Origin of the sequence: Rhizobium sp. BE258, assembly GCF_031457345.1 — a bacterium.
GTDB lineage: Bacteria > Pseudomonadota > Alphaproteobacteria > Rhizobiales > Rhizobiaceae > Rhizobium.
Window position 1 is genome coordinate 157568 of record NZ_JAVDWL010000011.1, and the last position, 23025, is coordinate 180592.

Sequence of the window (23025 nt, forward strand, 5' to 3'; positions counted from 1 at the left end):
CGGCGGATCGGACGCGGCAGCGCAATCACGCTACCGTTCCGATTCCAGGCTGCCTGTCGCTTTGCCGATGAACCTGACGGATACCTGAAACACACTGACCGCCCACGGCCATTCGATGCTGTCGACTTCAGGTGGGTGTCAGGTTTGGAAGTTCATTGGCCCCGGAGTCTGACATGTGTTCCGGGGATCCGAGTGGACATCCTATTAATCGAAGACAACAACCTGATCGGTGACGCTATCGTGGGCCACATGGCTGACGGTGGTGACTCCGTGCGTTGGTGCCAAAACGCGGTGGACGGGATGGCAGCAGCCGGGCAGGGCACCTATGATTGCGTCGTGCTGGATCTCAGATTGCCTGACGGCGACGGTCTGTCGGTTCTCGAGCATATTCGGAAGCTTGATCGCAATGTCCCTGTCTTGATCTTGTCGGCATTCGATCAACTCAGCGACCGCATGGAAGGATTGGCGAGCGGGGCTGACGACTACCTTATCAAACCCTTCTCTCTTCCCGATCTCGGCATCAGGATATCGCGTCTGGTGGGAGAGGGGCGTCAGCAATGACCAGCTTGCACAACTTGGTTCGACGCAGTCATCCGTCAAAGATTGCGATCACAGTCGCGCTTTTTGTCGGAGTGGTAGCTGTCCCATGGCTCGGTCACGAAACCGTCGAAGGCGAGACTGCAAGCCTCGATACACGTGTCCTTCTTGCACTGCGTAAGGCAAGTGATCTGAACGTTCCGGCAGGTCCCCACTGGTTACAGAACTACTTCGAGAACATGACCAGCCTCGGCAGTCTGGCCGTTCTGGCGACGATAGTGTTCTTCACTGTTTTGCTTCTGTATTTGGCGAAACGGAGCGCTGCTGCTGGTTTTCTGGCCTTATCGGCATTCGGAGCGTGGTGTATCAGCAATGTGGTGAAGACGCTTCTCAACAGACCCCGCCCTTCCATCGTCCCGCATCTGGTCGAGGTTCATGATGCCAGCTTTCCGAGCGGCCACTCCACGGTCTCGGCGGCCACTTACTTGGCGCTTGCCCTCATTGGTACTGCACTGGGAAGCATTCCCGCGCACCGGCCAATCTTCTACGGTGCTGCAGCTCTGGTTGTGATCATGATCGGAATGAGCCGGGTTTATCTTGGTGTCCATTATCCAAGTGACGTGCTCGCGGGCTGGATCATTGGAACCAGTTGGACGTTGCTCTGCTGGCGCTTTTTCCGGGCATCGATCTTAATCTGCTGATCAACCCTTGCGCTCGAAATGCTCTTCCAGGTCTTCCCAGATCCATCGACATCGTCACTGCGTCCCCGCCCGTCTCGCCGAGCGTGGTGGCGAGGATCTTTATGATCCAGAATGCCAACGTGACTTCCGGCACTTTGGTGACGGCATACTTGAGCTGTTGATGCATTATCTTTCCTGTAGTGTTTGTGCCGTTGCGGCAGGGTCAGAGGATTGCCGCCTCGCGTGGGAACGGGCGGCACCACGCATGCCTAGGCAACCATTCTTACCGTGGCTTCGACAGGTTCTTACGATTTTGTAAGGCTGGATTCCGTCAAGCGGACGTTTACACCGATTGGAACGAGACGGTGACCGCCAGGCCTGGGGCGTTATCGGCGAGGCCGATATGTGCGGAATGCAGATCGGCGATCGCCCTGACGAGGCTGAGGCCGAGGCCGCTGCCGGGTGTCGTGCGGCTTTTATCCAGCCGATACAGGCGCCGGAATACCTTGTCTCGTTCTTCCGCGGGCACGCCCGGACCGTTATCGGCTACGCGCAGCACGATTTCGGCATGCGCCGAGACGAGCGACATGTCGATCCTAGTACCAGGCGGGCAATGATTGATGGCGTTCTCCACGAGATTGACGACCATCTGGGTCAGAAGCTCCTTGTCGCCTTGGACTTGGAACGCGGCAATAGGTGAGGGAAGGAGGTTCAGTGCCTGTCCATTGTCCTCGGCAACGCTCGCATAGACTTCCTCGACGAAAGTCAGGATCTCGGTGAGATCAACGTTCTGGAAGCGCTGTCGACGAGCGCCCGCCTCGATCTGCGATATGCGTAAAAGCGCTTCGAATGTCGCATTGATCTGATTGCTTTCGGCACGCGCATCCGCCAGCAGCTGTCCCACATCGCGGCCGCGCGCGGCTCCACGAATGGCGTCGTCCAGAGTCATCTTCAGGCGATTGAGCGGCGTCTTGAGCTCGTGGGCAATATCGGCGCTGACCTGGCGCATCCCCTCGACCATTCCAGAAAGGCGATCGAGCGCGCTGTTGATCTGCATTCCCACGCGATCGAGATCATCGCTGCGGCCCTGGAGAGGTATCCGGCTGTCGAGTCGGCCGTTGGAGACGTCGAGCATTGTGCGGGCCACCGCATCCAGACGGTGCTGTGCCCTGGCTGCCAGGAAGATGCCACCGCCGAGCGCGGCGACGACGACGAGTACCGCCGCCCAGCCGAGGCTTACGAGCACGATCCTCAGGAGGTCATCCATGTCCGAGAAACTCTCGCCGACGACGAGCATGTTGGGGCCAAGCTGCGTGACTTCGATCCTGAACCTGCCCGAGCCTGGAAGGCCGATGTCTTCCGGTTTTATTGTGTAGATGCCGGGCCGCATTCTGATTGCCGTGAAATTGCCGGCCAGCCTTACACCCTTTGGATCGACCAGCGAGTAGAGGCCATCCTTTGTCGTCTGGAGGTTTACGTAGCTGTTCAGCGTGGCCACGAGATCCTCCATGTCATCAGGAGCATAGGTCGAGGCGATAACGGAGTTCATTTCGTGCAGGGACGCGTCCATCTGGCGGGCAAGGCCAGCGCTCAGCATATGGTACATGACCGCGCCGCTGACGATGAACGTGACGATGAACAGGACGCCGAAGGTCAGGGCCAGTCTGAAGGGCGTGCTGTGTCGCAGACTAGCGAGGCGCATGCAGGCTGTATCCGGTGTTTCTCACGGTGTGGAGGAGTTGCGCCTGAAAGGGCTTGTCGATCTTGGCCCGGAGCCTGCTGACATGGGTCTCAACGACGCTTGTCTTCGGATCGAAATGGAAATCCCAGACGCGTTCGAGAAGCATCGTTTTCGTCATTACCCGGCCTTCGCCACGCATCAGGACTTCGAGCAAGGTGAATTCGCGTGGCTGTAGTTCGATAACCTGCCCGGCCCGCCGGGCCTCTCTCCGGATCAGGTCGAGTTCCAGATCCGCTACTTTCAGGACAGTCTTTTGCTCCTGCACGGGCGGGCGCCGGGCGAGCGCGTTGACGCGGGCGAGCAGCTCCGAAAAAGCGAATGGCTTGACCAGATAGTCGTCGCCTCCTGCCTCCAGCCCTTCGACACGGTCGTCTACGCCACCAACGGACGTGAGGAACAGGGCAGGGGTGCCGACGCGGGCGGCGCGAAGAGACCGGACAATCGACAGGCCGTCCAGCCCCGGCAGCATCCGGTCGACGACGAGCATGTCGTAGGACTCGCGCTGCGCCTGAAACAGCCCGTCCCGGCCGTCACCCAGAACGTCGCAGCTGTGTCCGGCTTCGGCAAATCCCTTGGCCACGTATTCCGATGTCTTGCGGTCGTCTTCAACCAGGAGGATGCGCATGTCGTGTCTTCGCCAGTTTGTGTCCGTTCGGTGAATGTAACCGCTGTGATGCCGCTGCTACAACATACGGTTTTGTAAAGTCGTGGGATGTCGAAACCTTACCAAACCGTATGGTTCCGGCAAGGCGCCCGTATGACCCCGCCGATATCGTCCCTCTCGCTGCAATGGTGCGGCACCCACTGTTCCGAGAGGATACTATTATGAAAACAATCGTTGCCGCTACCGTTCTGAACTCTGTCGTGGCGCTCGGCTTCATCGCGCTCGCCATGCCTGTTCATGCCGCCGTTCCCTGCGAAGAAATGCTGAAGGAAATGCGGACTGCGAAGGGATCCGCCAAGCTGTCAGACGCCGACATGAAGAAGGTCGAGGACCTCGAGACCAAGGCTGTCGAGCGTTGCAACGCTGACGATGATACGCGCTCGGACAAGTTCCTCGCTGAAGCCATGCAGATCATGGGTAAGTAATAGGAGGACTGAGCATGACCATGGCAAACCAACACCTTGCCGAGCCGGAAAATCGCGTTCCCGAAGTGACTGTCGATTTCTGGCTCATCAAACTCATGGCGGTTACCATGGGGGAAACCGCGGCTGATTACCTTGCCGTCAATCTTGGCCTCGGCCTGACATTGACGTCCATCATGATGACTGTCGTCCTGATGATGGTGGTTGGAGCGCAATTCGCACAAAAGCGCTACGTGCCGGCAGTCTACTGGGCGGCAGTCGTTCTGATCAGCGTCGTCGGCACGCTGGTGACTGATAACCTGACGGACAATTTCGGCGTGCCGCTGGAAGCATCGACGATCTTCTTCACAGTCGCGTTGGCCGTCACGTTCCTCGCCTGGTATCTGATGGAAGGTACGCTTTCGATCCACACGATCTTCACCAACCGTCGCGAAGGGTTCTACTGGCTTGCAATCCTGTTCACGTTCGCACTTGGAACGGCTGCCGGCGATCTGGTCGCCGAGAAGTTCGACTTCGGATATCTGACGACCGCGCTCATCTTCGTGGCGCTGATTGCAACGATCGCTGCGGCTTATTTCATCTTCAAGGTGAATGGCATCGCTGCCTTCTGGCTGGCCTACATCTTCACCCGGCCGCTTGGCGCATCGTTCGGGGACTTGCTGTCGCAACCGAGCGAATACGGAGGCCTTGGCTTCGGAACGATCTACACGAGCTTCGCCTTCCTCGGCGCGATCATCCTGATCGTCGTCTACATGACCGCCAACCAGGATCAGCGAGAAACAACGGGGCTTTCTCATTGAAGAAGAGGGAGCCCGTCACCGAGGCACGGGCTCCCTTTTGTGTCCTGCAACCCGCTCATTCCAATCGTGTCTCATCCACACCTGGTCATCCGGTATTTCGGTGAAGCTCCGAGCTTTCGGAATTCTTTACAAATCCGTAAACAACCCGGCGGCCTTCGTTCAGGTTGGTGTCAGGCGGAGCCGAAATATGGCGGGCGTTCCCTAGAACCAAGAGAGCCCATTCATGGCCATTTTTCACGCGGTTGCTCGGCAGCGCAAATACCTCGATTCATTTCTGATTCTGACGGCGTTCTGGTTTCTGCTATTGGCCATTTTTCACGCTTGGCCCATGATTGACGTCCAGATCTCGGAGCTATTCTTTAGCAGTCCTCTCTGCGTGAATCTGCCTGCCGGGGATCAGTGCGGTAATTTCCCGCTGAGCAGGGACACATCGATCACGACCCTTCGATGGATCCTTTATGCGTTACCTTACGTCGCCGCAGGGATGGTTGTCGTAGCTTTGGCAGTCGCGGGTTTCTCACCCAGGCTGCGGCACCAGATGCCGGTTCATCGCCTTTGGGCGTCTCTGGTCAGTCTGGGCATCGGCACCGGGTTGATCGCCAACGTGTTCCTGAAGGCACATTCCGGCCGCCCACGTCCGATCCAGACCGATCTGTTCGGCGGCAAGATGGAGTTTATGCCGGCGGGATCGTTTGACGGAGCCTGTGAGAGGAACTGCTCGTTCGTATCGGGCGAGGCCTCGGGAGCGGGTTGGCTGATTTGCCTTCTTTTCCTGCTGCCGCCCCGCTATCGCACTTGGATCGCACCTCCGGTCATCCTGGCTTCGATCGGAACTGCAGGGCTTCGCGTGGCAGTCGGTGCACACTACGCATCCGACGCGACACTCGGTCTGCTCCTCTCCGTCACTGTCTTTGTCGGCATGCTCGCCTTCGAAGAACGGGTGGCAAACCGCTGATCTCGTATTCATTTCTGAGAGAGACCATGCCCGATTTTCTGACCGCCGCCCTGCTCGGCTCCATCGAGGGATTAACCGAATTCCTTCCTGTATCGTCGACCGCGCATCTCATCCTGGCAGGAAAACTGCTTGGCCTCCAATCGGCCGCGACCTTCGACGTCCTCGTTCAGCTCGGAGCAATACTGGCGATCATATCGATCTACTTCCATCGGCTCATCGCCATCGTGACCGCGCTGCCGACGAGCCGGGAGGCACGGCATTTCGCCGCCGCAATTATCCTCGCCTTTCTTCCCGCAGCGGTGATCGGAGCGCTCGCACACGACTTCATCAAGGCGGTGCTGTTCGAGAGCCCGGTCCTCGTGTGCATCGTGCTGATACTCGGGGGTATAGTGCTTCTTGTGGTTGATCGCGTCGCGCCGGAGCCACGCTACTTCGATGCTCGGCAATTCAGCTGGCCAATGTCGATTACTATAGGATTCGTTCAGTGCCTGGCGATGATCCCGGGCACATCTCGATCCGGTTCGACTATCGTCGGCGCTCTTCTACTGGGTGCCGACAAGCGATCAGCAGCCGAGTTCTCGTTCTTCCTCGCTATGCCGACCATGCTCGGTGCGTTCACGCTCGATCTTTGGAAGAGCCGCCACGGCCTGACCGCCGACCAGGGCATGATGATCGTGATCGGATTTGTATTTGCATTCCTGACTGCGCTTCTCGTTGTCCATCAACTTCTCGAATTCGTCTCCAAAAGAGGTTACGCTCCATTCGGTTGGTGGCGAATTGCCGTCGGGATTTTTGGTCTGATTGCGCTTCAGGTCGTCAGATGAGCGAAGCTGCCACGAGGGGAAGGGCGGTGGTTTTGGCGATATCGACAAGACTCACGAGAGCGCAGACACGGGTGATGGTTGCATGCGTAGAGCAGGGGTTTATTGCGCCGAAGGGGTCCGATCTTTCCACGTTGCGCGTTCTCGAGCTCATGGGGCTCGTTAAGCGGAACGACACGCGTCCGCAGAAATTCCTTCCAACCATGGCAGGCGAGGCGTGGGCTGCAGATTGGTCACGTCGTCGATCGCCTGATGCTGATATTCCACCGATGTGAACAATCGATCAGACCACTCGCTATCCCAACGGACCTCCATCCGAACCCCTTCAACGCGCGTTGCCGATACCGAACAACGAGTGGATTGAAGGCGATTGCGATGGTCACCAGCGAGGTCGTCAGAGCGATTTTCAGCGGGGTAACGATTAGCGTATCGACGCCCGTGGTCTCCGGCCATGCTACGCCTCGCTCGGGAAGTGCGACTTGTTCGACTTCACCATCCGCGCCTACTATCCCGACTGTGATTGGATTACCAATTAGAGGTTCCTGAGCCATCATGTTCTCCCTGGTCGAAACTCATTAGCGCCAAACCCCAAGCTCGGTTTCTCAGTATGGGGCATTAAGGCGACCTAGAGATGATAATGTCGGCTTCAGTCGGGTATCCCAGTTCGAGAACCTCCAACAGTCGATGCGGGCGCGCCTGACATGATGATGTGCGCGTCACGCCACCAAGCCAATTGCGAGTCCCAATCCCGCTAGAGCTGCCAAACCTCCAGCGGTGCGGGCAATGAGTTCGCCCCTGCTGTCACTCAGGCGTGCGGTTATGAAACCTGCGACAAGGCCGAGTCCGTGCAGCAGTGCAGTTGCCGCGACAAAGCCCGAAGCATAGGTGAAGGCGGTCGCGTTCGCCGGCATTTCTGATCCATGCGCGTGCCCGTGGAAAAGAGCGAAGAGGCCGACGACCGCCATTGCAACCGTCGTCGGCGTCTTAATTCTAAGCGCGACCGCGGCTCCCAGGACAACAACCGACAATGCGATCCCAATTTCGACCATCGGGAGATCGACGCCCGCGACACCAAGCACGCCGCCAACCATCATGATGCCTACGAAAGCCGCTGGCACGAGGAATATCGCCCGGCCGCCGAGTTGGTATGCGAGTAGGCCCACCAAAACCATGGCAAGCGTATGGTCTATGCCGGAGATCGGATGGGCGAAGCCATGGACGAAGCCCGATGTCGGCCCTATCCCGGTATGCGCGGATGCAACGGCGGGTATCATGAACGTGGTCAGAACGAAGGCGGCGCGGGTCAAAAAACGGGGCATCTTCTTCTCCAAGGATATCGTGCTGTTCACATGTGATCCGAACCTGTCCTACAACGCAAGTAGTCAAACTGCGTATTTCTGACGCCTTGGCTTGACGATAGAGGCGGACCGCAGTTGCCTACGATCCGCCCGATCGGAGTTCGATGAGCGATTTCTTGAATGCTGCAACCAAGTGTACGGCTTCCACGCGAAACCCGCGCTGAGCCTCAGCGACTTACGCGGGGCAAGCACCCGTCACTCGAGCGTGCTCATGGGCACATGGTATTCGCCGGTGTTGCTTGCCTACTCTTGCATTCCGCTATCTCGAACTCCGATCGACGACCGACATGCGGTCATCCGTTGCGGCTCAGGCTCTTGTGGGCGCGGTCTCGTAGGAACCGCCTTTTGTAAGGATGGCCCAAATCGTGCGCGCGTTTTTGTTTGCCAGAGCGATCGCCGCCACCTTGAACGGTCTTCGTCGCTTTAAGGACGCAGTCCAGCTTTTGTTGTCATCCGTTTTCGTGTTCCGAATTACCGACATAGCTCCTGTGACGAGAAGCGACCGCAAATCCGCATTCCCCATTTTTGTTATGCCGCCGATCTTGATGCTTTCCCCACTAGAGAAAGACTTGGGCGTGAGACCTGTCCATGAAGCGAAGTGGCGGGCAGATTTAAAGACGCCAATGTCTGGCACGAAAGCCTTGATGGCGGTAGCGGTCATTGGTCCAACACCCGGGATGGTCATCAGCCTCCTCATCTCGTCATCCTCCTTCGCTTGGCCTTTTAATGTTTTTTCGAGACTTTCGATGTCTTTGGTAAGGGTATCGATCTGCCTGGCAATGATCTTTAATGCTGTAATAGCTGAAGGCGGTAAGCTCTTGCTTTGTCGATCGCGGACAATCGAGATCAACGACGAGACATTCGATGTCCCGGGCCGCGACACGATACCCAGTTCAGCGAGGTGGGCGCGCAGCGCATTCACAGCACGAACGCGTTGGCGAACCAGGAGCGCTCTTGTTTTGAATAGCATTGTCGACGCCTGATGGCTCGTGGACTTCAATGGGACGAAACGCATTGACCTCCTGAACAAGGCTTCATGGATGGCTTCAGCATCATTGGCATCCGTCTTGTCGCGATTCACAAAGGGTTTCACGTATGCTGGATGGATAAGCCGCACCTGATGGCCCAGCGCCGATATCGAACGCCCCCAGTAATGGGCTGTCGAGCACGACTCCATTGCAACCACACATGGTGGTAATTTGCTGAAGAAATCCAAAATGGCTGCTCGGGAAACCCGTCGATTGAACAACGGGTCGCCGGCGGCGTTGGCTCCATATACTTGGAACACGTTCTTCGCTATGTCTAATCCGATGGTCGCAGCATACATGGGCCAATGTCCTCCTGGGCTAGTGAAGCCTGTCCAGGATGCACTAAATTTGCGACGTGGATTTTGGCATCGAGGAGCGGTGGCGGCTTGGAGACGAGAAGAGCGGGACTAAGTCTGTCGATGCTCTTATTGGTGCGCGCCTAAAGGAAGTCAGGAAGAGGGCAGGGCTGTCCCAAAGGCCGTCGCCGAGCGACTGGGGATATCTTTCCAACAGTGCCCGAAATCTTGCGTTTCGCGATCTCGACAAGGTGCCACCGTTTTAAATCCAAGCTTACTCTCTCAGTGTCGGGCCTAGACGGAAGATGACGCCTTGCACAGCTCGGCGAGTGGGGTTCGATTTCAGAACGTAGATAGTGGAAGATGGCCCTTTCAGCAGGGCGTGGAACCGGCGGGAGCATCGAGTGCTCGCTGTAGCGCTCACCGGGGTCCGCCGCCTGCTCCTAAGTAAAGCGTTGGCGACCATAGTCTTATCGCCCCTTAAACCAGATCCCGTTTCGGCGAGTGCAAAGCCCTTTGTTACCATTTCGTCGCACTCGATTTATCCACACCGTGGTGGCGGAAGGCGAGAGCGTCATGTACCGGCCTCTTGGTCACCGACGCGCGGTCGCCTAGAGCGTCCGAACAAGTGCGGCGTATACCTAGACGTCTCGCAAGCATGGAGCTGGATCGTCAGCATCGTCTTGCGAATTCGGAGTGCTCTTTCGAAGGCGGTGACACGGGTAGGAGCTTGGAGCCAGCTTTGACAGATAAAACCTCTCCGGCGCGTACGTCCGTAATGCCTTCCTCGCATCGTCGAGACCGTCAACCTGCCTTGGCTAATGGTGCACGTCGCAGACAGAAGCCAAGGTCGAGCGTGTCGCGCAGGAAATTGGCGTTGGGATTTCATAACCCGATCAAACGATAGGCCCGGTAAGCGATTGGTAGGTTTTCCGGTAGATGTGGTTGCCTGACAGCCTGAGCATCGAATCTTGGACGAATCCCGATCCCGTCCGCAACCCGTCTCTCTTCCGCGATTTCTCCAGCACCAACGCGATCCGCGGGGAACGAACGGTGTGGAACTGCTCCAGCGCTCGGTCGACAGGTTCATCGGAGTGAGGATGTTCGCAAGTACGACCCAGTCCTCGAGCGCCATCGCCGCTCCCTGCGCCACGCTTGGAGACGTGGCATGTGCGGCGTCCCCGATCAAGACGTGGCGGTCTGCTATCCAGCGTCGTGCTTGCACCTCCTGGAGGGCCGCGCGATGGACCTGCACATCACTGCGCAACCCGGCGACGACTGGCCCCAGTGCACCGCCGAAATCCCTGAACAGTTCCTTCAGATTAGCTATGGAGCCATCTGCGAATTCGGGGGACGGAGGGATGCTGGGAGGATTGTGGCTCCGATCCGTCGTGCGGAAGGGCGTGAAGCCAGCTGACGAGCGCTCGCCCGACCCTCCCTAGGCGGCGCCATCTTCATCAAGCAGTACCTTAATGAGCGTGCCCTCGTCTCTCAGACCACTGCGGAATGCGAGCACAATACGTTTGGCAAGCTCTTCCCGATGCATGTCCAATGCGATTTGCTTCGTCACACAAACGTGGTCAAAAACGCGCTGGCAGATCGCTAGGTCGCGAGGCGATAGGATCGACGCCTCTCTTGTCTCAAACACCGAAATCCCTTGTTTCATTGAAGGCCTGCAATCCGATGGCTGTATTGCGTGGGGTCCATGAAGAACAAAAATTCGTCGATCAGTTCAGCTTGATCGGGCCTCCCGCTGATCCGAAGAAGGCTTCTGTCGTCGCCGATAAATGCGGCTTGAAGGCCGAGGAACTTCGCATGAGCTAGTATCATGTCAGACGTCTTCGCGACATCCGGACGCTGCGAATTCAGGTCGATGAAACAGTTCAGTAAGTCCCGCATTGAAATCGGCCAAAAAAGACGCAGAGCAGTGAGTTGAGTTCTGTCTGCCAGGCGAAAAATAATTCAGCTTTGTTCTGCGTTCAACCAAAAAACAGTGGCCGCTACGTCCGTCCGGCAGGGCCGGAAACCGTTAACGGTTGCCAATAAAGCCTTGGTGTCAGGCCAATCGTTCCGGGTGCTTAGTCTCGATGGGCATGGAGAAAGTGAAGCGATGCATTTTTCTCGTCGAACAAAACCGCTAACGTTCCTCCGTGGGCGCGAGCGATATCTATGAAATGTAGAGCCCTAACCCCAACCCCTGGCTTTTCGAACCCTCCGCTCGGTCAAAAGGTTGAAAAAGCTTGTTGAGAGATTGCACCGGGGTTGGCTCGCCACTGTCATCGACGCTCAACTCGAATTGATTATCCGTAGTGATTGCCTTCACCCGCACGGGATGGTCTGGCGCACCGTGCATTAGGGCGTTTCCAAGGAGATTGGAGAACATCTGTCCTGTCCGCACATGGTCGATCCGCGGCGCAGCTTCGATCTCCACGGACACCTTAATCTCTCTTTCGGGATGGGCGATTTTGAACTCCTGAACGACGTGCTCGATCGTGTCCTCAACGGTTCGGCCGGGATCGAAGTCAAGATTGATCCTGCCGCCGAGCCTCGCGCGCGCCAGGTCCCATGACGTTGTCTACAGGCCGCCATGCGCACCAGGCTTGCCTTCATCATGCGTAAGAGTTGTGGCGACTTGTCGTTTAAGCCATCACGTAGAAGCCGGTTGATACCCGGCGTCCACGCCGGGGATCAGATTACGATGATTGTGGCCAAGTACGGCGATGAATTGTTCCCAAACCTCGGACCGCTTTCTTGCGTGGTCGAGATCAATCTGTGCGGCGTCAGCCTGTCTCTGGCGTCAAGATGGTAGGCGATCAGTTCCGCGAAAAGTTTAAACGTTCCTACGGGGGTGTTCGCCTTTTAGTTTTGAGTATTCGCACGGCTCTCTGCCCTCGGCACAAAACCTACCGAAAATCCGAACAGGCGCCCAATTCTTTCCAGTGTTTCCAGTGTCGGGTTTGCTTTGCCGGTTTCGATCTCAGCAACTTGACGCCGCGTAAGTGCCAGCGTTTTGGCAAACTCTTCCTGGGTCATGCCGAAACTCTTCCGGATTGCCGCTACTGCGCCGGGCAGCCTTAAATCACCGGTTCGAGCTCGCTCAGCAAGCGTGCGCCGGTTCTCAAGAACCTGTTCTTTTGTAGGCTTTTTCCAGCGAGCCACTCAGATTTTCTCCGGCATCATAGCTTCGCCTGCAAAACGCTATCGGCGATTTCAGTGCACCGTGCCATTGCGCGCTCTAAAATTTCTGGAGCTGCCGCCAGGTTTTTCGCAAGGCTCGGCGCCTCACAGAGTCGTTCTGCAAACGTCAGAAGTGCGGACGCGAGTATCTTTTGCTCAGTGAGATCGGGAAACAGTTCGGCGCAAATTTTCTTCCAATCAGGGAAATGATCCCGGCCGGCATCTCGCATCGTGGCCCATCTGGTGGAGCGAACGATCCCCTCCTTGGCGAGCCGCATTGGAGCGAAATCAAAGAGCGGAGACAGACGGACAGTTCCGTCTTGGAACTTGGTGAGCGCGGTATTTCGACCATGATTGTCGGGATTGCCGAGAGCCAGGTTGGCGATGTCCCGTTTGAGGTACTCTACGACGTCCGCGAGGGGATCGGCGGAATATTGGCGCAGAATGTCGATATAGGCCTCATGCGTGCCAACATATCCGAAGTCGGCAACGCCAATGGCCGAAACAAGGCTTTCTTGACCCAGCCGAACGGTTCCACCTCCTTCTCTCTTCTTTCGATCAAAACGGGGAATGATCAGGACGCCTTCGGCATAGGCCGACGGTTCACTGACATTGAGGCCGATCTTTTGAGCGATCTGCGAATAGAGGGCTTCGCCTTCAAGAATGAGCCGGTCTACGGGCTCATTGCTGCGGACCAGCTTGACGATCACATGCCGCACGGCCTCATCGTCGGACACGAAGCTGTCGGGATAATAAAGGCCATCGATAGCCTTGGTCATGGAGACCTTTGGCCATTCGCCTTGCAGGCCACTTGAGCCCGAAGCAAGCATACCGAAACGATCGGCTACTTCCATGAAACGATCTGATCGTTCAAGGATCTCAGCCTCTGTTACTCCTTGGCGCTGCACACCGTGTAGCCGCTGCTTCTCTGCCTCAGCGGCTTCTTTTATGCGGACATTACCTATTCCGCCTACGGCAGAGCGCAGAAGCAGAGGAAGATCCGAGCTGCGTGCTCCCTCGCTGAGGCCTAAATGTTCTGCCAGCTTGCGCCTTGCATGTCCTTGCGGCATTAGATCGAGCAGGAATGGTGGCCACGTTGAGGTATATCGATTCTCGAGGTCAACGGGATATCGGATTGAAAGTGCGCGATTGTCACTTGCCGCGTTTCCTTCTGCAAAATCCACCGATGCGAACCGTATAAAGTAATCGAGATCGTAATCGACTATCGACGCACCCTGAAAGCCGGCTGCGTCGCTCTTGAGTTCAAGTGTCGCGGCTTGATGCCATTCATCTTTGAAATGGATTTCAAGAGTGAGAAACATTAATTGATCCCTTTAGTGGATCAATATATTTCAAATTGTTGATTATTCAACCCATTTAAGGGGTGTATATAAACTGAGCTGTCCGGTTTTGCCTTTTCTGTGATCAAGACGGCCTGATGCGGTCAGGGGACGACAACGCAGGATTGACGCGGCCCTCAATACGGCTCGGCAAGCACCTTCGCCAATTGTCGAGAGCGGGCGCGAATTGCGAAAACCTGCCGCGCCAGTCAACACAAGACCGTGGGCAACAGTTTGCGCGGTTATCCCAACGCGGCCCGCGGCTGCACGGAGCCATCGCAACCTCGCGCGCCAATTTGATCGCAGTGATCCCGGTACCGCGGTCGCCTACGCGAGCATTCGTATGAGAATGGTCCTGCGTGTGATTTCTTGACGAATGGCGTTCATCTTCCGGTGGTTGGCAGGGGTGTCTGCTGAACCTAATGCGGAAATAGAGGGAATGGCAAGGGGTAAACGAAATGCGAATTGGGAGGGCCGTACGAACGCGGCGCTAACCGCATTAGCGCCTCGACGCTTTTCGAGACTACGCGCGCGCTGGTTGTTTCCGATGACCTGCGCGAGATGAATGGGGCCGTCAACGTCCCGCCAACGCTCGACACCGGCAAGCTTTTGCAATGTGTCAGAAAAGCAAACTGCCAGGTTCTTTGCTGACTTTTCGAGGCTTCCATCCGGCGTCGCTAATCGTATCTGCCGCCGGGAGGCCGAAGCCTGGGCGATGACGCAACTTGCAAGCGCGGTGGAGGCCGGAGAAGACGATCCTGAAACGGCGGCCAACCCGGCCGCGGCTGGTCTCGATCATGTCGGCGACGAGTTGGACAGCAGGTTCAACGAGGCGACCGAATAGCCGGAGCGTAACGACGGGTTAGCGCCTGCCCAGCGCCGCCGGTTCTCGCCGGCGGTGTCTTGTCACTATCATCTAGGCAGGTCGGTGCCTGAGGTTGCGCTGCCGCTGCAGCCAGACTCCTTGCGGCCACGCGATCGGTTTGTGGGTAGGCAATACCGCTGAAGCGCGGCTCGGGCGCGACGGTAGTGGTGACGCGCCGGTCTGCTGGCGGCGTATCGGCCACAGGTTCATACGCTCTGACCCTCGGCTTCGTTGCGGTCTGAACCGGACGGCGCCCGGTCAAAGGCCGCGTGCCGCGCCGCATTGCGGCAGTCTCGATGCGCGGTTCGCCAAAGCGCGGCCGCGTTTTCTGCAGGCCTGGGCCCGCAACCTCCGCAACCGCACCTCGCTCTCTTGCATCGTCCTGACCTTGGGCCGGGCCGCTTCGCCGGTTCGTGTCGACCGCACCCGAGGGACAGCACCCAAAACCGGACCTCGGGTTTTGCTCAACCAGACCGAAAGGACACCGACCATGGCACCGCTCAACCGTTCTGCTGCGACGAATCGCTCAACTACGCCCCGCGCGACGACCCTCGAAATGGTCCGGCATGCCTGCCCGGACACCGCCCAGGCAATGCGCATCTCGGAAAGCTTTGGCCTATCCGTTGTCGACAGCGAGGGAATCCGCGACCTGCACCGCCAGCAGCTTATCGATGGCGCCGAGGCGATGAAGGACGGCCTCGGCGAGAAGGCGATGCAGATCCATATGCAGCGCATCGTCGGCTCCTTCGTCGGATCGGCTCACGGAGCCGGGCTGTTTTATAGCCGCTCCGTCACCGAGGCACGCGATCTGACCGCCAGGCTTAGCAACGATCTGCGCGACGAAGATCTCGAGGGTCCGGTCGGTTTCGACAGCCGCGCCCAGAGAAAACGCGAATTCGCCGCCGTCATGGGGCTTCAGGCCCATGTCCTGCGCATGGCGGCCGAGGGCGCCGTTGTCGCTTACGAAGACATTACCGGCGAGACCTGGAAGCCCTATGAGCGCAGCGGCTCGCCGAATCCCGCGACCTCGATCGACCAGCGCGCCGCGTCACTACAGATATCGGCTTTCGACTGAAGGCGCACGCTCACTGATCCATCTCGAAAGGCCGGCCTCGTCCGGCCTTTTCTCGTGTCACTCAAGGCGGCCCAGGCGCCGAGCGCGGCTCATCCCGGTTTGCGGTCTAGCCCGAGGGCGACATGAAAGCGGCGCAACGGACAAGCCGTCCTCCACTGTCGTTTCGGCCCAGCGGTCCTTCTATCTCCAGCACGATCTTGACGAGCCGGGTGCGCCGCTGCCGCCCGCGCGCTGGTCGACCGCCGTGACGAGCCGCGATCGGCGCGGTGTCGAAGATGAAGGAAAAGACGATGAGAAAGCCAAAGAAAACGTCAATGAAATTATCTGGCGAGACCGATGCTGTGCGCCCGGACGTCTACACACGGATCACCGATATCATGCTCGCTCAGTTGGAAGAGGGCGTGCGCCCCTGGGTCCAGCCGTGGAGTGCCGCCCGGCATGCGGGATGCGTGTCGCGCCCGCTTCGCTTCAACGGCGAACCCTATTCCGGCATCAATGTCCTGCTCCTCTGGTCTGAGGCCGCAAGCCGCTGCTTTGGTGCCAGCACCTGGATGACGTTTCGCCATGCGTTGGAACTTGGAGGCAACGTGCGCAAAGGCGAGACCGGGACGATGGTCGTTTATGCCAACCGCATCAGGAAGACCGAGACCAACGCCAACGGCGACGACGTCGAGCACGAAATCCCGTTCCTGAAAGCCTATACCGTTTTCAATCTCGAGCAGATCGAAGGCCTGCCTGCGGGTTTTGGCGCATCGCCGCAGACGCCGGCCTTCAAGCCTGTCGAGCGTCTCGAGCATGCCGACGCCTTTTTCCGGGCAACGGGGGCAACGATCCGCCATGGTGGTGCGGCAGCCTTCTATGCGCCCGAGCGGGATGTGATCCAGATGCCGCCGATAGAGGCGTTTCGCGATGTCGAGAGCTATTATGCGACGCTCGCCCATGAGGAAATCCATAATGCCGACCGCCGGATTATGCCGATAAGGGTGGGAATGCGCCGACGTTCGCAACGATTCCGGCGCATCCTGCGCGGCATAATCAGAGCGATCATTAAACCGCGAAGCTGATCTGCAATCAAAAATGCGGAGACGATGAGATCATGTGGGGGCGCCTTCAACAAAGGAGCACCATATGAAGTCCGAACTCAAAAATACTGCCGCTCAGAAATTGCCCTCCTCACTCGTTGAGGAGTTTTTTGATCGTCTTCGCAGCGAAAGATACTCTCAAAATACGATCGGCGGATATCGCCACGCAGTCCAACACCTCAGCACGACAGTCGCAGAAAACGGCCTCGAATGGCAAACGCTGACCCCGGATGACGCCGTTGCCCTGGTGAAGCCAAAGTCGAGAAATGCTTGCTATCGCCTAAAGGCGTTTGTCCGTTTCCTTGGTGAGAAGGGCTTTGCTGCGCCACTTCCAGAACCCAGCGAAGCCGAACTTGCCCGCAACTCGCTCCGTGCCGAGTTCGAGGAATATTTGCGGACTCAACGGGCCATGAGCGAGCGCACGATCCGACATGCCTCCTATATGGCGAGGCGCTTCCTCGCGTTCCGATTTGGCGAGGCCCGAGACCAACCCGGCGAAATCGCCGTTAAAGATATCTCGGACTTTCTTGCCGATGTTCTGGATCGCAAATCGGCCTTCCGCGACAAAACCCTCTCCACGCACCTGCGTTCCTTCTTCGGCTTTCTCTTTCAGACTGGGAAAACGCAGACAAACCTCGCAAAGGTGGTCCCGCGGGTTGCCATCCGGCACGGCACGAGACTGCCTCGACATTTAAAGCAGGATGACGTCGAAGCCGTGCTTCAAGACGTCGGCAAGGTGAAAAACTCGCCAAAGCGCGATTATGCGATGCTTCTGCTGATGGCACGATACGGATTGCGGGCCCCCGAAGTCATTGCAATCCAACTCGACGATATTGATTGGCGGGCTGCGGAGATTATTGTCCGCGGCAAAGGACAGTTGCACGACAGGCTTCCGCTTCTGCCCGACGTCGGGGCGGCGATCGCAGACTACCTCCAGTCAGAGCGTCAAGGTCAGACCCGCGACCTCTTCGTGTCGTCCCGGCCACCTCACAAGCCATTCAAGGACTCGCAGCGACTGAACCAGCTTCTGCGTGGCGCCTATGAAAGATTGGGCATGAAGCCGCCGGTACCATACGTCGGCTCGCATATCCTCCGCCATAGTCTGGCGACGAACCTACTGGAACAGGGTGCGTCGCTGAATGAAATCGCCGACACGCTGCGGCATCGATCTCGAACGACGACGCTCAAATATGCCCGACTGGATGTCGAAGGGCTGCGAACGATTGCAAGGCCGTGGCCGACAGCGGAGGACGCCGCATGAGCATGCTATCGGCACAACTGAACACCTATCTCCAAATCCGCCGCGGCCTTGGCTTCTCTCTTCGGACAGATGAACGCATCCTCCGTAGATTTATTGACTTTGTCTTATCGGAAGGCTCCGAGTTCCTTGAGCGAGATCATTTTGCGCGATGGATGAAGAACTTCGGCGTGGCCGGTCAATATACATGGTCCCGCCGGTTCGGCATTGTCAGGCTGTTCGCAGCCTGGCTGCACGCAAATGACAGCCGGCATAAGATCCCGCCGGCAAATCTGATCCCGCATCGCAAGCGGAGGCCAAAGCCCTTCATCTACACGTCGGGTGAGATCGCTCAGCTCCTTGATCAGGCTGCTATGCTACCTTCGGTAAATGGCATCCGGCGGCTGACGTACCCCACGCTCTTTGGCCTGATTGCGGTCACGGGGCTTCGCATCAGCGAGGCCTTGTCGCTTGATCGCGCCGATATCGACTTCACGCAAGAGATCGTGATCGTCCGCAACGGCAAATCCGGTAAGCAACGGATTGTCCCGTTCAGCCCAAGCACCTCCCATCGGCTTCAAAGCTACGCCCGTGAGCGCGACCGGCTCTGCGAGGGGCGGCCCGTTCCCTTCTTCGTCGACGATCACGGTAGACGGATCAGCGACTGCGCGGCACGCTATAACTTTGCGTCGATCTCCCAAGCCGTTGGCTTGCGCCAGCTTCAACGGTTCCAGCGGCATGGGGTCGGCCCGCGAATCCATGACTTACGCCACACATTCGCCGTCCAGACGATGATCGACTGGTATCGACAGGGCCTGGACCCCGACCAGGAAATGATCAAGCTCACGACAATGCTCGGCCATGAGAGCGTGTCTCATACCTACTGGTATATCGAAGCGATTCCGGAACTCCTGGAACTGGCATCCCGCAGGGCGGAGCTTTCCCTTGAACGGGAGGTACGCCCATGAAGCCTTCGCGCCTTCCCACACTGGTCCAGCGTTTCTTTACCGAGCGGCTGACCGAGCAGGTCAACGCAAGCCCCAATACGATCGCAGGCTACAGGGATACGTTCCGGCTCCTCCTGATGTTTGCAAGTGGGCAACTAGGCAGGCCGCCGACCAAGCTCGCGGTCGAGGATATCGATGCGGCATTGGTCGGAAACTTCCTCAACTACGTAGAGGCTGACCGAGGCAATTCCGCACGCAGTCGGAATACCAGGCTTGCCGCCATACGCTCCTTCTTCCGGTTTGTCGCGATGTTGGAGCCTGACCTGCTCCGGCATTGCCAAAAGGTTTTAGACATGCCGAACAAGCGTTATGTGAAGCGAAGCATCGACTTCCTCGAAAGACACGAAATCGATGCGATTATCGCTGCCCCGGACAGATCGACATGGGCCGGCCGGCGAGACCATACCCTTCTCGTTCTCACCCTTCAAACCGGTCTACGAGCATCCGAGCTCATATCCTTGCGCACATCAGATATTGTTCTCGGAACCGGCGCCCATATCCGGTGCCAGGGCAAGGGGCGAAAGGAGCGCAGCACGCCGCTTCGGCGCGACACGGCGAGGCTTTTACAAGCGTGGCTGCATGAATGCCGTGGCAATGAAACGGACATCGTGTTCCCAACGATCCGCGGGACCCGCATGAGCAGAGACGCGCTGGAGCGCTTAATCAGCCGGCATGCACTGACTGCAGCTCGATTTTGCCCATCATTGGCAGAAAAACGGGTGAGCCCGCATGTTCTGCGTCATAGTACCGCGATGGAGCTGCTTCATCACGGTGTGGATCAGACGGTAATCGCGCTGTGGCTTGGCCATGAATCCGTGGAGACAACCCAGGTCTATGTTCACGCGGACTTGCGGCTGAAGGAAAAAGCGCTGGCTCGAATGGTCGCCCCGGACGCAAAACCTTCGCGTTATAAGCCAAGCGACAAGCTCCTCGCATTCCTCGAAACACTCTGATTATGCCGAACAGGATGCGCCGGAATTCGTTGCAAACGTCGGCGCATTCCCACCCTTATCGGCATAATCCGGCGGTCGGCATTATGGGTCTTATGCCGATATCGGCATAAAATCCACTGGACGGGGCCATCACATCGCGTGAACCGCGATCTTTCCCGCTACGCGAAAGACCGCTCCGAGCGGGCGCGCGAGGAGCTGATCGCCGAACTCGGCGCGGCGTTTCTCGCCGCCGATCTCGGCATTGTCCCGGACCTTGAGCCGCGGCCCGACCGCGCAAGCTATCTCGCGTCCTGGCTTGAGGTGCTCCGCGGCGACAAACGCTTCATCGTCCAGGCTGCAGCGCAGGCGCAAAGGGCCGTGGCTTATCTGCATGCGTTGCAGCCCGGTTCCGCCAAGATGGCGGCATGACGTGTTGCAAGTCGGTTTCTGTCGCAGCCGACTTGCATGAATTACCTAGAATACGTATTTTACGTAGGTGAATGGAGGTTCTCATGAAGCAGTTTTCGTTTTCCGATATGAACCGGGCCTCCGGTGAAATCCTCGAGGCAGCATTGATCGAGCCGGTCGCGCTTACCAAGCGCGGCAAGGAGAAACTCGTCATTCTGACGGCGGAACAGTATCGGCGCCTCCTCGGCGGCTCGCACACGCTCGCCTACGGCCTCGACGATGCCCCGGATGCCGTCCATGCAGAACTGATGACCGGCCTCGACGCGCTGCTCAAGGACGATCATGTTTGATGCGGGCGACGTCGTCCATTTCCATTATCTCTGGAAACGACAGGCCGATGCCGGCGAGGAAAGCGGCCGCAAGGCCCGCCCCGTCTGCGTCGTCGTGCGGACGCCCGATGTCCCGGGCGCCGTTTTCCTCTTCGCCATCACCTCGCAGGCCCCGCATGAGGATCGCCTGTTTTTGCCGATCAGCCAGATCGAATGCCGCCGTGCCGGCCTCGATTTTCCCTGCTGGATCATCCTCGACGAATATAATCGCGTCGAGCTCGACAAGGCTTTCGACTTCGAAACAAGCAGGCCACTCGGCAGCTTCAGCCCGGCCTTCCTGAAAAACATCGCACGCACCGTCAAGGATGCAGCGGCAAGCAGCAGGCTGGCGACGGTGAACCGATCATAGCCGGTGGCACCGTCGCGAGTTCCGGCATCAGGCCGATCACGTCGGCTCCGTCCTGAATTCCTATTTGGCACATCGGAGCGAAGTCACGCGGCCAGCCTCTGGTGCCTTCAATTCCCGATACTGGGTATGCTTGGCAACGCCGTCCGGAATCACGCCGGACGCTGACGGTGCCATGGTCGGGCCCATCCTCAAGCTACGGCTCGCCCACCGCGGTCTCGATGCGGCTTGTCTGACCAAAAAACGCCTCGCGGGCTCGGCTCGATCGTCTTCCCGCAACGGCTTGCTCGTTTTCTTCCCCTGGCCACGCCCACCCCATATGACCGGTCATGTGGGGACCCCGGATCTGCGGCCATTCCTCGCGAGACAAGAAAGCCTCGGCTAATTGCCGTCCTCCACTTCGTTGCGGCCCCAAGGGGTGCGGTCCGATCGTTTCCGGTCTCATCGACAGCCATCGAGGCCGCGATGGGCGCGGCCCGAGCAACTGAAAAGGATCAAGACAATGGCAACCATCGGCTCATTCACCGCTTCCGAAAACGGCTTTTCCGGCACCATCAAGACCCTCAACCTCAACGTCAAGGCCAAGATTATCAGGGTCGAACGCTCCTCCGACGACGCACCGGACTTCAGGGTTCTGGCCGGCAATGTCGAGTTCGGTGCCGGCTGGCAGAAGCAGGCCCGTGAAACCGAGCGCGACTACATCTCGGTCAAGCTCGACGACCCGAGCTTCCCCGCCCCGATCTACGCGACCCTGACGGAAGTCCAGGGGCAGGAAGGTCTGCAGCTTATCTGGTCGCGCAGCACGCGCCGCTGACGAATTGACCCGAAAGCCCCGCTCGATCCGAGCGGGGCTTTCGGTGTGTCACTTGTTAAGCGCATCCTTCAGCGCTTTGGCCGGCTGGAAGCTCAGCTTCTTGGCGGCTGCGACCTTGATGGTCGCACCCGTGGACGGGTTGCGCGCTTCGCGCTCGGGCGTCGCCCTGACCTTGAACTTGCCGAAGCCCGGCAGCGAGGTCTCGTTGCCGGCAACCGCAGCCTCGGTGATGGAGGCGATCACCGCCTCGATGATCATCTTGCCCTGCGCCTTGGTGAGACCATGCTCCGCTGCAATCTTGTCTGCGATTTCGTTTGTCGTGGTCATTTGCTTCTCCGCATCATTAATGGTCGAGAATCCCTGCCATCGGCGACGATCGTTGTCATCGACGCGGTGCAGCAAAAGCACTTGGCCATGCCGGATTTCCACAACTACCGACCGATTTATAGCCTTTCGTCTTCTTCCTGCGTGCAATGGCCAGGAAGTGGATAGCCGCTTCCCGTTCGCTGTCGAAGACTTCGCTTTTCTCGCCGCCCGCCTTGCCGATGCGTCCCCATGAACGAACGACCGAGGCCTCGCCGAACAATGTCGGCTGAATAGAGATGGCGTAGTATCGAGCCATGTTCCGGGTGGCATCGATGCGCTGGCAGTAGAGATGGAATGGATAGTTCGGCATTTAGGCAAGGTCGCCGAATTGGGTCGCCTCCGTCCAACGAGAGTTTTGAATCGATCACTGAGGTTCGATTCACATCGGTGATGATTTCTGGCTATCGGCGCTTTCTCCCGATAAAGGCCGTTCACCATTAAAGAAAGGGGAGCGTCGTCGTGCAAGAGGCAATCAAGATCGACAATCGTGGTGATTTCGGGCTCTGGGCGATCGAGGTGGCAAAGCTGATCGTCAGTGAGGAAGGGTTCGAATTGGCACGGGCTGCCCGCGACGGCTCCGAAGATGACGTCCGCGCGGCAGGCGCCGCACTCGGCCAGGCGATCACCAATGCACTGCTCGAAGTCTACGACGGTCTCCTTGAAGGCGCGTCGGCCGAGTGATCGC

27 protein-coding genes and 2 pseudogenes are annotated in these 23025 nt (G+C 58.2%); 17 read left to right on the top strand and 12 right to left on the bottom strand.

Features of this window, described 5'->3' with window-relative positions:
- Positions 1 to 192 precede the first annotated feature (192 nt).
- Entirely contained in the window at positions 193 to 561 is a 369-nt protein-coding gene (locus J2X43_RS29710) for a response regulator (RefSeq protein ID WP_112390698.1), read from the top strand.
- Complete coding sequence (locus J2X43_RS29715) at positions 558 to 1238, top strand: phosphatase PAP2 family protein (protein WP_112390697.1); 681 nt, start codon at positions 558 to 560, stop codon at positions 1236 to 1238. Before J2X43_RS29710 ends, J2X43_RS29715 begins: the two co-directional genes overlap by 4 nt.
- A 34-nt stretch (positions 1239 to 1272) precedes the next feature.
- On the opposite strand, the pseudogene J2X43_RS31220 reads toward J2X43_RS29715, so the two are convergent.
- The 3 genes and pseudogenes from J2X43_RS31220 to J2X43_RS29730 all read right to left on the bottom strand — a co-directional run.
- Positions 1273 to 1404: pseudogene (locus J2X43_RS31220) on the bottom strand (hypothetical protein); the annotation flags it as partial.
- Positions 1405 to 1560: 156 nt separating this feature from the next.
- Positions 1561 to 2919, bottom strand: coding sequence for a HAMP domain-containing sensor histidine kinase (locus J2X43_RS29725; protein WP_112518737.1), 1359 nt, complete (start codon positions 2917 to 2919; stop codon positions 1561 to 1563).
- Complete coding sequence (locus J2X43_RS29730; protein WP_310301141.1) at positions 2906 to 3583, bottom strand: winged helix-turn-helix domain-containing protein; 678 nt, start codon at positions 3581 to 3583, stop codon at positions 2906 to 2908. Before J2X43_RS29730 ends, J2X43_RS29725 begins: the two co-directional genes overlap by 14 nt.
- 200 nt (positions 3584 to 3783) lie before the next feature.
- Between J2X43_RS29730 and J2X43_RS29735 the strand changes: the two genes are divergently transcribed.
- The 4 genes from J2X43_RS29735 (at position 3784) to J2X43_RS29750 (ending at position 6623) form a co-directional block, all read left to right on the top strand.
- Complete coding sequence (locus J2X43_RS29735; protein WP_112390694.1) at positions 3784 to 4047, top strand: hypothetical protein; 264 nt, start codon at positions 3784 to 3786, stop codon at positions 4045 to 4047.
- A gap of 14 nt (positions 4048 to 4061) precedes the next feature.
- Positions 4062 to 4844: a hypothetical protein gene (locus J2X43_RS29740; RefSeq protein ID WP_405049662.1), complete on the top strand. Its 783-nt coding sequence runs from the start codon at positions 4062 to 4064 to the stop codon at positions 4842 to 4844.
- Positions 4845 to 5067: 223 nt separating this feature from the next.
- The gene (locus J2X43_RS29745) at positions 5068 to 5799 is read left to right on the top strand and encodes a phosphatase PAP2 family protein (RefSeq protein WP_112518735.1); all 732 of its coding nucleotides are present in this window, start codon (positions 5068 to 5070) and stop codon (positions 5797 to 5799) included.
- Positions 5800 to 5825: 26 nt separating this feature from the next.
- The gene (locus tag J2X43_RS29750; protein ID WP_112445774.1) at positions 5826 to 6623 is read left to right on the top strand and encodes an undecaprenyl-diphosphate phosphatase; all 798 of its coding nucleotides are present in this window, start codon (positions 5826 to 5828) and stop codon (positions 6621 to 6623) included.
- Between the two features lie 713 nt (positions 6624 to 7336).
- On the opposite strand, the gene J2X43_RS29755 is transcribed toward J2X43_RS29750, so the two are convergent.
- From J2X43_RS29755 to J2X43_RS29785, 7 genes are all read right to left on the bottom strand, one after another.
- Positions 7337 to 7939, bottom strand: coding sequence for a HupE/UreJ family protein (locus J2X43_RS29755; RefSeq protein ID WP_112390690.1), 603 nt, complete (start codon positions 7937 to 7939; stop codon positions 7337 to 7339).
- A gap of 346 nt (positions 7940 to 8285) precedes the next feature.
- Positions 8286 to 9305, bottom strand: coding sequence for an IS110 family transposase (locus tag J2X43_RS29760; protein ID WP_310301148.1), 1020 nt, complete (start codon positions 9303 to 9305; stop codon positions 8286 to 8288).
- 571 nt (positions 9306 to 9876) lie between these two features.
- On the bottom strand, positions 9877 to 10557 hold the full coding sequence (locus J2X43_RS29765) for an FAD-dependent monooxygenase (protein WP_310301151.1): 681 nt from the start codon (positions 10555 to 10557) through the stop codon (positions 9877 to 9879).
- A gap of 183 nt (positions 10558 to 10740) precedes the next feature.
- Positions 10741 to 10968, bottom strand: a complete 228-nt coding sequence (locus J2X43_RS29770) for a hypothetical protein (protein WP_112390687.1) — start codon at positions 10966 to 10968, stop codon at positions 10741 to 10743.
- Between the two features lie 501 nt (positions 10969 to 11469).
- Positions 11470 to 11739 carry an ATP-binding protein gene (locus J2X43_RS29775; protein ID WP_310301154.1) on the bottom strand — a complete coding sequence of 90 codons (270 nt, stop codon included), beginning with the start codon at positions 11737 to 11739 and terminating at the stop codon, positions 11470 to 11472.
- A 422-nt stretch (positions 11740 to 12161) separates the two neighbouring features.
- Entirely contained in the window at positions 12162 to 12461 is a 300-nt protein-coding gene (locus J2X43_RS29780) for a helix-turn-helix transcriptional regulator (RefSeq protein WP_112390684.1), read from the bottom strand.
- 17 nt (positions 12462 to 12478) lie between these two features.
- Positions 12479 to 13801, bottom strand: coding sequence for a HipA domain-containing protein (locus J2X43_RS29785; protein ID WP_310301157.1), 1323 nt, complete (start codon positions 13799 to 13801; stop codon positions 12479 to 12481).
- A 733-nt stretch (positions 13802 to 14534) separates the two neighbouring features.
- Here J2X43_RS29785 and J2X43_RS29790 point away from each other — a divergent pair.
- The 10 genes and pseudogenes from J2X43_RS29790 (at position 14535) to J2X43_RS29835 (ending at position 21974) form a co-directional block, all read left to right on the top strand.
- Entirely contained in the window at positions 14535 to 14663 is a 129-nt protein-coding gene (locus J2X43_RS29790; RefSeq protein ID WP_310301160.1) for a hypothetical protein, read from the top strand.
- Positions 14664 to 15174: 511 nt separating this feature from the next.
- Complete coding sequence (locus J2X43_RS29795) at positions 15175 to 15759, top strand: hypothetical protein (RefSeq protein WP_112390682.1); 585 nt, start codon at positions 15175 to 15177, stop codon at positions 15757 to 15759.
- A 314-nt stretch (positions 15760 to 16073) separates the two neighbouring features.
- On the top strand, positions 16074 to 16823 hold the full coding sequence (locus tag J2X43_RS29800; RefSeq protein WP_310301163.1) for an ArdC-like ssDNA-binding domain-containing protein: 750 nt from the start codon (positions 16074 to 16076) through the stop codon (positions 16821 to 16823).
- 64 nt (positions 16824 to 16887) lie between these two features.
- On the top strand, positions 16888 to 18102 hold the full coding sequence (locus tag J2X43_RS29805) for a tyrosine-type recombinase/integrase (RefSeq protein WP_142843300.1): 1215 nt from the start codon (positions 16888 to 16890) through the stop codon (positions 18100 to 18102).
- Positions 18099 to 19046, top strand: coding sequence for a tyrosine-type recombinase/integrase (locus J2X43_RS29810; RefSeq protein WP_112518764.1), 948 nt, complete (start codon positions 18099 to 18101; stop codon positions 19044 to 19046). Before J2X43_RS29805 ends, J2X43_RS29810 begins: the two co-directional genes overlap by 4 nt.
- On the top strand, positions 19043 to 20038 hold the full coding sequence (locus tag J2X43_RS29815; protein ID WP_112518763.1) for a tyrosine-type recombinase/integrase: 996 nt from the start codon (positions 19043 to 19045) through the stop codon (positions 20036 to 20038). Before J2X43_RS29810 ends, J2X43_RS29815 begins: the two co-directional genes overlap by 4 nt.
- Positions 20039 to 20149: 111 nt before the next feature.
- A pseudogene (locus J2X43_RS29820) lies at positions 20150 to 20446 on the top strand (zincin-like metallopeptidase domain-containing protein); the annotation flags it as partial.
- An 83-nt stretch (positions 20447 to 20529) separates the two neighbouring features.
- Positions 20530 to 20775, top strand: a complete 246-nt coding sequence (locus tag J2X43_RS29825) for a type II toxin-antitoxin system prevent-host-death family antitoxin (protein WP_112390680.1) — start codon at positions 20530 to 20532, stop codon at positions 20773 to 20775.
- A complete protein-coding gene (locus J2X43_RS29830) occupies positions 20768 to 21163 on the top strand; it encodes a hypothetical protein (RefSeq protein ID WP_112390679.1) in 396 nt (131 codons plus the stop codon). The genes J2X43_RS29825 and J2X43_RS29830 overlap by 8 nt, the downstream gene beginning before the upstream one ends.
- A gap of 499 nt (positions 21164 to 21662) precedes the next feature.
- Complete coding sequence (locus J2X43_RS29835; RefSeq protein WP_112390678.1) at positions 21663 to 21974, top strand: DUF736 domain-containing protein; 312 nt, start codon at positions 21663 to 21665, stop codon at positions 21972 to 21974.
- A gap of 48 nt (positions 21975 to 22022) precedes the next feature.
- Here J2X43_RS29835 and J2X43_RS29840 read toward each other — a convergent pair whose 3' ends face one another.
- Together J2X43_RS29840 and J2X43_RS29845 are read right to left on the bottom strand one after the other, a co-directional pair.
- Positions 22023 to 22301 carry an HU family DNA-binding protein gene (locus tag J2X43_RS29840; protein ID WP_112390677.1) on the bottom strand — a complete coding sequence of 93 codons (279 nt, stop codon included), beginning with the start codon at positions 22299 to 22301 and terminating at the stop codon, positions 22023 to 22025.
- Between the two features lie 55 nt (positions 22302 to 22356).
- A complete protein-coding gene (locus J2X43_RS29845) occupies positions 22357 to 22650 on the bottom strand; it encodes a WGR domain-containing protein (protein ID WP_112390676.1) in 294 nt (97 codons plus the stop codon).
- Positions 22651 to 22799: 149 nt separating this feature from the next.
- Between J2X43_RS29845 and J2X43_RS29850 the strand changes: the two genes are divergently transcribed.
- The gene (locus tag J2X43_RS29850; RefSeq protein WP_112390675.1) at positions 22800 to 23021 is read left to right on the top strand and encodes a hypothetical protein; all 222 of its coding nucleotides are present in this window, start codon (positions 22800 to 22802) and stop codon (positions 23019 to 23021) included.
- Positions 23022 to 23025 lie beyond the last annotated feature (4 nt).

Coding starts and splice junctions, on each gene's coding strand:
- J2X43_RS29845 (WP_112390676.1), bottom strand. CDS start 22,650: ATGCCGAACTATCCATTCCATCTCTACTGCCAGCGCATCGATGCCACC.
- J2X43_RS29750 (WP_112445774.1), top strand. CDS start 5,826: ATGCCCGATTTTCTGACCGCCGCCCTGCTCGGCTCCATCGAGGGATTA.
- J2X43_RS29715 (WP_112390697.1), top strand. CDS start 558: ATGACCAGCTTGCACAACTTGGTTCGACGCAGTCATCCGTCAAAGATT.
- J2X43_RS29730 (WP_310301141.1), bottom strand. CDS start 3,583: ATGCGCATCCTCCTGGTTGAAGACGACCGCAAGACATCGGAATACGTG.
- J2X43_RS29725 (WP_112518737.1), bottom strand. CDS start 2,919: ATGCGCCTCGCTAGTCTGCGACACAGCACGCCCTTCAGACTGGCCCTG.
- J2X43_RS29755 (WP_112390690.1), bottom strand. CDS start 7,939: ATGCCCCGTTTTTTGACCCGCGCCGCCTTCGTTCTGACCACGTTCATG.
- J2X43_RS29740 (WP_405049662.1), top strand. CDS start 4,062: ATGACCATGGCAAACCAACACCTTGCCGAGCCGGAAAATCGCGTTCCC.
- J2X43_RS29745 (WP_112518735.1), top strand. CDS start 5,068: ATGGCCATTTTTCACGCGGTTGCTCGGCAGCGCAAATACCTCGATTCA.
- J2X43_RS29790 (WP_310301160.1), top strand. CDS start 14,535: ATGACGCAACTTGCAAGCGCGGTGGAGGCCGGAGAAGACGATCCTGAA.
- J2X43_RS29795 (WP_112390682.1), top strand. CDS start 15,175: ATGGCACCGCTCAACCGTTCTGCTGCGACGAATCGCTCAACTACGCCC.
- J2X43_RS29810 (WP_112518764.1), top strand. CDS start 18,099: ATGAGCATGCTATCGGCACAACTGAACACCTATCTCCAAATCCGCCGC.
- J2X43_RS29760 (WP_310301148.1), bottom strand. CDS start 9,305: ATGTATGCTGCGACCATCGGATTAGACATAGCGAAGAACGTGTTCCAA.
- J2X43_RS29785 (WP_310301157.1), bottom strand. CDS start 13,801: ATGTTTCTCACTCTTGAAATCCATTTCAAAGATGAATGGCATCAAGCC.
- J2X43_RS29805 (WP_142843300.1), top strand. CDS start 16,888: ATGAAGTCCGAACTCAAAAATACTGCCGCTCAGAAATTGCCCTCCTCA.
- J2X43_RS29800 (WP_310301163.1), top strand. CDS start 16,074: ATGAAATTATCTGGCGAGACCGATGCTGTGCGCCCGGACGTCTACACA.
- J2X43_RS29770 (WP_112390687.1), bottom strand. CDS start 10,968: ATGAAACAAGGGATTTCGGTGTTTGAGACAAGAGAGGCGTCGATCCTA.
- J2X43_RS29825 (WP_112390680.1), top strand. CDS start 20,530: ATGAAGCAGTTTTCGTTTTCCGATATGAACCGGGCCTCCGGTGAAATC.
- J2X43_RS29815 (WP_112518763.1), top strand. CDS start 19,043: ATGAAGCCTTCGCGCCTTCCCACACTGGTCCAGCGTTTCTTTACCGAG.
- J2X43_RS29840 (WP_112390677.1), bottom strand. CDS start 22,301: ATGACCACGACAAACGAAATCGCAGACAAGATTGCAGCGGAGCATGGT.
- J2X43_RS29735 (WP_112390694.1), top strand. CDS start 3,784: ATGAAAACAATCGTTGCCGCTACCGTTCTGAACTCTGTCGTGGCGCTC.
- J2X43_RS29830 (WP_112390679.1), top strand. CDS start 20,768: ATGTTTGATGCGGGCGACGTCGTCCATTTCCATTATCTCTGGAAACGA.
- J2X43_RS29835 (WP_112390678.1), top strand. CDS start 21,663: ATGGCAACCATCGGCTCATTCACCGCTTCCGAAAACGGCTTTTCCGGC.